Annotated in this window: 8 protein-coding genes; 4 read left to right on the top strand and 4 right to left on the bottom strand. The window is 72.9% G+C overall.

Annotated elements, in window-relative coordinates:
* Positions 1 to 405: helix-turn-helix domain-containing protein (locus ACWEN3_RS36150; RefSeq protein ID WP_452979839.1), on the top strand; the 405-nt coding region annotated here is incomplete at its 5' end.
* Positions 406 to 535: 130 nt separating this feature from the next.
* Here the strand turns inward: ACWEN3_RS36150 and ACWEN3_RS36145 are convergent.
* The 3 genes from ACWEN3_RS36145 to ACWEN3_RS36135 all read right to left on the bottom strand — a co-directional run bounded on the left by ACWEN3_RS36145 (position 536) and on the right by ACWEN3_RS36135 (position 3,778).
* Positions 536 to 1,768, bottom strand: a complete 1,233-nt coding sequence (locus ACWEN3_RS36145) for a cytochrome P450 family protein (protein WP_452979845.1) — start codon at positions 1,766 to 1,768, stop codon at positions 536 to 538.
* A 117-nt stretch (positions 1,769 to 1,885) separates the two neighbouring features.
* A complete protein-coding gene (locus ACWEN3_RS36140) occupies positions 1,886 to 3,130 on the bottom strand; it encodes a serine hydrolase domain-containing protein (RefSeq protein ID WP_452979836.1) in 1,245 nt (414 codons plus the stop codon).
* A gap of 180 nt (positions 3,131 to 3,310) precedes the next feature.
* The gene (locus ACWEN3_RS36135; RefSeq protein ID WP_452979833.1) at positions 3,311 to 3,778 is read right to left on the bottom strand and encodes a hypothetical protein; all 468 of its coding nucleotides are present in this window, start codon (positions 3,776 to 3,778) and stop codon (positions 3,311 to 3,313) included.
* Positions 3,779 to 4,121: 343 nt separating this feature from the next.
* On the opposite strand from ACWEN3_RS36135, the gene ACWEN3_RS36130 reads away from it, so the two are divergent.
* Entirely contained in the window at positions 4,122 to 5,471 is a 1,350-nt protein-coding gene (locus ACWEN3_RS36130; RefSeq protein WP_452979830.1) for a transaminase, read from the top strand.
* Positions 5,472 to 5,508: 37 nt separating this feature from the next.
* Positions 5,509 to 5,949 carry an Lrp/AsnC family transcriptional regulator gene (locus ACWEN3_RS36125; RefSeq protein WP_452979827.1) on the top strand — a complete coding sequence of 147 codons (441 nt, stop codon included), beginning with the start codon at positions 5,509 to 5,511 and terminating at the stop codon, positions 5,947 to 5,949.
* Between the two features lie 75 nt (positions 5,950 to 6,024).
* On the opposite strand, the gene ACWEN3_RS36120 is transcribed toward ACWEN3_RS36125, so the two are convergent.
* The gene (locus ACWEN3_RS36120; protein ID WP_452979824.1) at positions 6,025 to 7,143 is read right to left on the bottom strand and encodes a PP2C family protein-serine/threonine phosphatase; all 1,119 of its coding nucleotides are present in this window, start codon (positions 7,141 to 7,143) and stop codon (positions 6,025 to 6,027) included.
* A gap of 490 nt (positions 7,144 to 7,633) precedes the next feature.
* On the opposite strand from ACWEN3_RS36120, the gene ACWEN3_RS36115 reads away from it, so the two are divergent.
* On the top strand, positions 7,634 to 7,737 hold a 104-nt coding region (locus ACWEN3_RS36115; protein WP_452979842.1), incomplete at its 3' end, for a helix-turn-helix domain-containing protein.

Raw genomic sequence — 7,737 nt, 5'->3', positions numbered from 1 at the left:
ACCTCCTCGGGGGTGACCTCCAGGACGCGCTTCACGGCGGTGAGGGCGAGCTGCGGGTCGCCGAACAGGACGGCGTACCGGCTGCTCGGCACGGGGGCGCTGCGCTCCTGGGCCGACGGCCTGCTCGGCCGCCTCGACGGGGACGGCCGGGATCTGCGCGGCACCCTGCGCGCCTGGCTCGCCGCCGACGCGAACGCCGAGCACACCGCCGAGGCGCGGGGCGTGCACGCCCAGACCGTACGCGAGCACGTCCGGGCCGCCGAACCCGTCCTGGAACGCCGGTTGCTGACCGGCGGCACCGATCTGTACGAGGTCGTGCTGGCCCATCTCGTCACCGGCGAACTGGCCGTGCCCGCGCTGGGCCCGGCGAACCGTGACCAACCGGACTCGGCTGTGCACGGGTGAGTGCCGCGCGGGCCGTGCCGGGCATCGGTGCGCTGGCTCCGGCCCGACGGCGCACGTAGGTTCGGCATTCCGCGGGGCACGACCGGAACGGGGGACCGGTCGGGGCCCCGCGCCCCATCTCGCCCAGCGGTCAGTCGCCCAGCCGGGCCGGTATCTCCTGCCAGCCGTGCGCGATGAACGAGGGCACCCGCCGCAGCTCGCCGGCGCCGACCGCCAGGCGCAGCCCCGGGAAACGGGAGAACAGGGCGGGCAGCGCGGTCAGCGCCTCCAGCCGGGCCAGCGGAGCCCCGATGCAGCGGTGCACCCCGATCCCGAACGCCAGATGGTCCCCGGCCTCCCGCGCCGCGTCGAAGACGGCCGCGTCCGGACCGTAGTGCGCCGGGTCGAGGCCGGCCGCCGCGTACGTCGTGATGATCGCGTCCCCCGCCGGGATCGTCACGTCCCCCACCTTCAGCTCCTCCACCGCGAACCGCAACGGCAGCGCGGCGATGGACGGATGCACCCGCAGCGTCTCGTCGACCACCGCGTCCCAGCCGACCGTCCCCGAGCGCACCGCCGCCAGCTGCACCGGGCGGGTCAGCAGGGCGACGGCCGCGTTGCCGATCAGATTGACGGTGGTCTCGAACCCGGCGCCGACCACCAGCAGCAGCGTGTGCAGCAGCTCCTGGTCCGAAAGCCGGTCGCCCTCGTCGTCCCGGACCCGGATCAGCTCCGTGGTGATGTCGTCGCCCGGGTGCGTCCGCCGATGGGCGATCAGCGCGCCCAGTACCGCGCCGATCCGCTCGTGCACGGACGCGGCGAAGGCGGGGCTCACATCGGAGGTGTCCATGATGTCGGCGATCAGCCGCGCCGCGTCCGGCCGTAACTCCTCGGGGACGCCGAGCAGTTCGCAGATCATGCGCATGGGCAGCGCGTGGGCGAGCCCCGCGCGCAGGTCCACCACCCGGCCGCCGGCCCCCGCGGCCTCCAGCGCGTCCAGCGACTCGCCGGTCAGGGCCGCCACACGCGGCCGCATGGCCTCGGTGCGCCGGTGCGTGAAGCTCGGGGCCACCAGCTTGCGCAGCCGGGCGTGGTCGCTGCCGTAGGTGGAGAGCATGTTGACCACGCCGACCCAGTTCGCCACCCAGCTCCAGGACGGGTGCGTGTCCAGCTCCGGCCAGAGGCGCCAGTGCAGACGCGCGTCCTTGCTGACGCGGGGATCGAGGACCAGGTCCCTGAGGGTGTCGTAACCGGTGGGTGCCCAGGCGGGGATGCCGCCGGGCAGTTCGACGGGCACGACGGGGCCGAGGGCGCGCAGCCGGGCGCTCTCGGCCGCGATGTCGGAGCCGAAGGGATCGAGGGCGATGCGGTCGGTGCCGGTCACGACGGTCTCCAGACGGTCGGCCTCCGGTGTGTCGGTCACCGTCAAGTACACCGTGTCATCGGTCGCTTGCACACGGTGAAATCCGGCTCGCCCGGCGAGCCGGCCGGGTGACGACCCTCAGCGGGCCGCCGGTTCGGCGGGCAGGTTGAACACGTGCCGCGGGGAGATGATCCGCGTGATCGCCTCGCCGAACAGGGTGCTGGGCTCCTGACCGGCATGGTCGATGTCGGTGTTGAGCAGCACGACGAGGGTCGTCCGCGTCGCCGGGAGGTACACGGTCAGCGACTCGTAGCCGGGCAGGGAGCCGTTGTGGCCGATCCACCCCCGCACGTTGAAGATGCCGAGCCCGTAACCGGCGCCCGGGATCGGGGTGGCCGGAGTGACGAGCCGCTGCCGCTGGGCGGCGGCGCTGATCATCCGCCGGCCGTCGGGCAGTTGACCGGTGGCCACCGTGGGCGCCCAGATGTGCAGGTCGTGCAGTGTCGAGATCATCGCCCCGGCCGCCCAGCCCCAGGACGGGTTCCAGTCGGCCGTGTCGGCGACCGCGCCGGTCGCCGTCTGGTCGGTGTATCCCTGCGCGTGCGGCGCCGGGAACTCGTTGCCCGTCGGGAAGAGCGTGTTCCCCATGCCGGCCGGACCGAGGACGTGCTGCTTGATGTAGTCCCCGAGCGGTCGGCCGCTCTCCTTCTCGACGACCAGTCCGAGCAGGATCAGATTGGTGTTGGAGTAGGAGAACTTCTGGCCCGGCTGGAACATCACCGGATGCCTGAAGGCGTAGTCGAGCAGCTCCTGGGGCGTGAAGGGGCGCTGCGGGTCGGAGGTCAGGGCCTTGAAGAAGCCGTCGTCCTCCGAGTAGTTGAACAGCCCGCTGCGCATCCCGGCCAGCTGGCGCAGGGTGATCCGGTCGCCGTTCGGCACCCCGTGCACGTACGTGCCGATCGGATCGTCCAGCCGCACCTTGCCCTGGTCCACCAGTTGGAGGAGCGCGGTCACGGTGAACGTCTTGGTCTCGCTGCCGATGCGCATGTACAGGTCCGACGTCATCGGCCGGCCGGTGCTCTTGTCGGCCACGCCGAACGAGCGGACGTAACTGCCCTGCCCCGGCGTCCAGATGCCCACGCTCACGCCGGGTACGTGCGCCTCGTGCATCACCCGCTGCACGGACGCGTCGAGTTGCCGCGCGAGGGCGGGGGTGAGGGCGCGTACGTCGGGTGCCGTGGGCGAGGGGCTGGGTGAGCCGGCGGTGAGCGCGGCCGGCATCGGTGCCGCCCCGGCCGGTCCTGCGGCGAGCGGCGACATCAACGCCCCCGCCGTCACGGCGATCACGGCCCCCTTGCGGAGGCGTCCGGATGGATGCGACATGGGCTGCCTCCAAGCACCCGACGGGGTGCGTGCGGTGGGCGGGACGCCGAAGTCCGGACTCCTCAGCATAGGAGCGCCCACCCCACGGCGCCCGTCGGCCCGTACGGGGCTCAGGCGGCGTGCCCACCCGGTGGCCGGGAGCGGTGGCGCAATGTTCGTCGGACGGGCGGCGGACCCCTGCTACTGCCCGCACAGCGGTGCGAGGACGGCCAGGGTGCCGTTCGCCTGCCGCAGCGCCTCCTCCAGGGTGCCGGGCAGGTGCAGGGCGCCGGTGCCGTCGGGCGGTACGAGCCACTCCAGGGAGCGGGCCGGCCGGTACGGCGGCGGTGCGGCGACCCAGGAGCCCTTGGTCGCGTAGCGCAGCCCGGCGCCGACCCAGCCCCCGGACGGATCCGGCGGCAGGAAGAAGCCGACCCGCCCCGCCACCGTGTCCACCAGGGTCGGCCCCGGAACCGGCAGTCCCGGCCGCCACAGCAGGTCGAGCGTGAGCAGCCCCAGTCGCTCGGGGACGCTCAGCACGTCCCAGAAGCGCCCCGCCTCCAGCAGCGAGATCCCCTCGCCGTGGTCCCACTCCCACTTGCACGCGCGCGGGTCGGGGGCCGCAGCCGCCAGCCACTCCACGCCCCGCATCCACATCGTGTTCGTCATGCACCGCTCCGGATGTCCTCGCTCGCCTGCCATGGGCGCAGGAAGCGGCCGTGACCGGGCACTCCGTGCGCGTGCACAGCAACCCGGCATATGCATGCTCGTAGATATTTCTACCTGGCGGAAGGGGTGGCGCGGCCTGGCGTTTAAGACGGCATGTTCGAACCCCGCGCGCCGGTTCGTCGGGCGGGGGAGGGGAGGCGGGGCACACCTTCAGCTACCGCAGATTCGTCTCTGCACTCGATTCGATTGTAGTGGCAATCGATTCATGCGTCAGCTCTTGAGTGTGCCGTCGTTCCAGTCGTACGCTCTCGGCATTCCGTCACCGTCACCAGCGAGGTACCCCATGGACCGCACGCGTCTGCACGACCTACTGGCCCGTGAGAGCGCCGAGGCCGAACGCCGCAACCCCCGCTCGCGGGCGGCCTACGTGCGGGCCGACCACCTCTTCGGCCGGGTGCCGATGACCTGGATGAACAAGACGGCCGGCGCCTTCCCCCGGTACCTGGCCGGGGCACGCGGCGCCCGGGTCACGGACGTGGACGGGCACGAGTACATCGACTTCTGTCTCGGGGACACCGGCGCGATGGCCGGCCATTCGCCCGCGGCCGTCACCGAGGCGGTGCGTGTGCGGTTCGCCGAACAGGGCGGGGCCACCGCCATGCTGCCCACGGAGGACGCCGAGTGGGTCGGCGCCGAGCTGACCCGCCGGTTCGGCCTGGCCCGCTGGAGCTTCTCGCTGACCGCGACCGACGCCAACCGCTGGGCGATCCGCCTCGCCCGGGCCGTGACCGGCCGCCCGAAGATCCTGGTCAACAGCTACTGCTACCACGGCAGCGTGGACGAGTCGCTGATCGTCGTCGGCCCGGACGGCACGGGCACCGCGCGCCCCGGAAACGTCGGCGCGCCCTGCGACGTCACCCTCACCAGCAGGGTCGCCGAGTTCAACGACCTCGAAGGACTGGAGCGCGAACTGGCCCACGGCGACGTCGCCGCGGTCCTCATGGAGCCCGCCCTCACCAACATCGGCATCGTCCTGCCCGAACCCGGCTACCTCGCGGGCGTCCGCGAGCTGACCCGGCGCTACGGCGCCCTGCTGATCAACGACGAGACCCACACCTTCTCCGCGGGCCCCGGCGGCTGCACGGCCGAGTGGGACCTCGAACCCGACCTGCTCACCATCGGCAAGGCGATCGGCGGCGGCATCCCGGCCGGCGCCTACGGCCTGTCCGCCGAGCTCGCCGAACGGCTGCTGGGCCGTGCCGACCTGGACCTGGTCGACATGGGCGGCGTCGGCGGCACCCTGGCCGGCAACGCCCTGTCGGTCGCGGCGACCCGCGCCACCCTGGAGCAGGTGCTCACCGACGAGGCGTTCGCCGGGATGGCCAAGCTCTCCGAACGCTTCGAGGCGGGGGTCCGCGCCGGCATCGAGTCACACGCGCTGCCCTGGTCCGTCAGCCGGCTCGGCGCGCGCACCGAGTACCGTTTCACCTCCCCGGCGCCACGCACCGGCACGGAGTCCGCGGGGGCCTCCGACGCGGAGCTGGAGGACTTCCTGCACCTGTACCTCGCCAACCGGGGCATCCTGCTGACCCCCTTCCACAACATGGCGCTGATGTGCCCCGACACCACCGAGCAGGACGTCGACACCCACACCGAGGTCTTCGCCGCCGCCCTCGCCGAGCTGGCCGGCTGAACGCCGCGGCCGGCGCCCGACGCACGAAAGGACACGCGTGGACGAGATCGACCGGGCCATCCTGCGCGAGCTGCAGACCGACGGCCGCATCGCCTACGCCGACCTCGGCCCCAAGGTCGGCCTGTCCGCCTCGGCGGCCCGGCAGCGGCTCCAGCGCCTGCTGGACTCCAGGGCGGTCCAGGTGGTCGGCGTCACCGACCCGATGGCAATGGGCGGGCAGGCCATGGCCCTGCTGGGCATCGGCGTCGACGGCGACCCGCGCACCGTCGCCGATGCCCTCGCCGAGCAGCCCGAGGTCGTGTACTCGGTGCTCACCTCGGGCGGATTCGACCTGTTCGCCGAGGTGGTCGCGCCCGGTCCCAAGGCCCTGCTGGACTTCGTCAACGACGTGGTCCGCCCCCTGGAGGGCATCCGCGAGGTCCAGTCCTTCCCCTACTTCGCCATCCACACCCACCGCTTCCTGTGGGACGTGGGGTGAGGGACCGCTTCCTCTTGGACGTGGCGTGACGGACCGCTTCCTGCGGTACGAGAGGTGACGCACGGGTCAGGACGCCTAGCGGCCGGTGGGGGCGCCGGGACCGGCCGGGTCGGGGGCCAGCACGAGCATGGTGGCGTCGTCGCGGACCTCGTAGCCGAGCCGATCGAGGTCCGCCCACACCGCGTCGGGGAGCTGGTCGTACCCGGTGTCCGCGAGGTCGGCCAGTCTCTCGGGGAGCGGATAGAAGTCGCCTGAGCCGTCCCGCGCCTCCCAGACGCCGTCGGAGGCCACGAGCAGCCGGTCGCCCGGCTCCAGCTGCACCGTGGCCTCCTTCGGCGGCTCGACACCGACCATCCCGAGCCCCAGCGGAGTGCCCGGCGCGACGGCGACTTCCCGCGCGCTTCCCCGTTCCAGCAGGACGGGCGCCGGATGCCCGCAGGCCACCACGCGCACCGCCCGCGAGTCGGCGGCGAACTCCACCAGCACGGCGGTCGCGAACAGCTCCCCGTCACCCGAGGAGTCCACCTCCAGCCGGCGGTCCATCCGGCCCGCCACCGCCTCCAGGTCCTGCTGGTCCAGCACCGCCTCCCGGAACGCCCCCAGCAGCGACACCACGGACGCGACCGCCGTCAGCCCGTGCCCCCGCACGTCGCCCATCACCGCCCGTACGCCGTACGGGCCCTCCCGCACGTCGAAGAAGTCCCCGCCCACCAGCGTGTCGGTCTCGGCGGCCCGGTAGAAGCCCGCGCAGCCGACGCTTCCGACCCGCTCCGGCAGCGGCGGCATCACCGCACGCTGCACGGCCTCCCCGATCGCGCGTTCCGCACTCAGCTGGGCGTCCCGGCGACTGCGCACGTAGGACACGAACACACTGAGCAGGGCGACGAAGACGATGGTGAGCAGGTCGGTGTTGCCGGGACGGTTCAGATGGGTGGACGGCAGGTTCAGCGCCACGATCACCAGGGCACCCAGCACGGCGGTCGCGGCCGGCCCGTACGACAGCACGGCCAGCGGGGGAATCGCCCCCAGCAGGAAACCCAGATCGCTGGCGTGCGGTGTGACCGCCGTGGCCAGGGTGACCGCGATCAGCAGCAGCACGGGCAGCAGCCGCACCCACCGCGGCGGCGGCGCTCCCCGCAACCAGCCGCGGTCGTCATGGACCCCACGCGACGATCCGCCGCGCACCCTTCCCACGTGCCCACGCTACGCCGCCACCGGGACGAGGGCCCGCTGTCGGCGGCGGGCGCATCGGCTACCCGAAAACCCTTGGACGCCGAATCCCCGGCCCGCCTAGCGTGTGACCGCACGCCCGAGACGGACGGAAGGAGGCGAGCGTCATGGCCGTTGTCATCCCGCGCTCCCCCCTCCCCTCCCCGTCGCCCGGGTGTGCCACGCCTGACCGGGAGCGCGCCCCCCCGCACGCATCCCGGAGGAACCCATGACCGCCGTGGTCATCCGCACGCTCGACGAGAGCAGTGCCCATCTCTTCGACACCATGCCCGACCCGCTGGCCTTCGGTGAGAAGCACCGGCGCACCCGCTACCGCCCCGACTGGCGACGGATCGCCGTGCGCGACGGCCGCACCGTGGCCCGCGCCGCCTGGTGGGCCAGGCCCGAGGACACCGAACCGCTCCTGATCAACTGGTTCGACGTCGCCGAGGGGGAGCAGGAGACCGGAGCCGAACTGCTGCGGACCGCGCCCTGGCACACCGACGAACTCCTCACCGTGCGGCAGGTCCTGGAGGAGCTGGGCGGAGTCTCCCGCCGCACCTTCTACCGCTGGCGTGA

This window comes from Streptomyces sp. NPDC004561, from assembly GCF_053602155.1.
Note: the sequence above shows the minus strand (reverse complement) of the source record. Positions and strands in the feature narration are given on the sequence as shown.

Coding starts and splice junctions, on each gene's coding strand:
- ACWEN3_RS36130 (WP_452979830.1), top strand. CDS start 4,122: ATGGACCGCACGCGTCTGCACGACCTACTGGCCCGTGAGAGCGCCGAG.
- ACWEN3_RS36135 (WP_452979833.1), bottom strand. CDS start 3,778: ATGACGAACACGATGTGGATGCGGGGCGTGGAGTGGCTGGCGGCTGCG.
- ACWEN3_RS36140 (WP_452979836.1), bottom strand. CDS start 3,130: ATGTCGCATCCATCCGGACGCCTCCGCAAGGGGGCCGTGATCGCCGTG.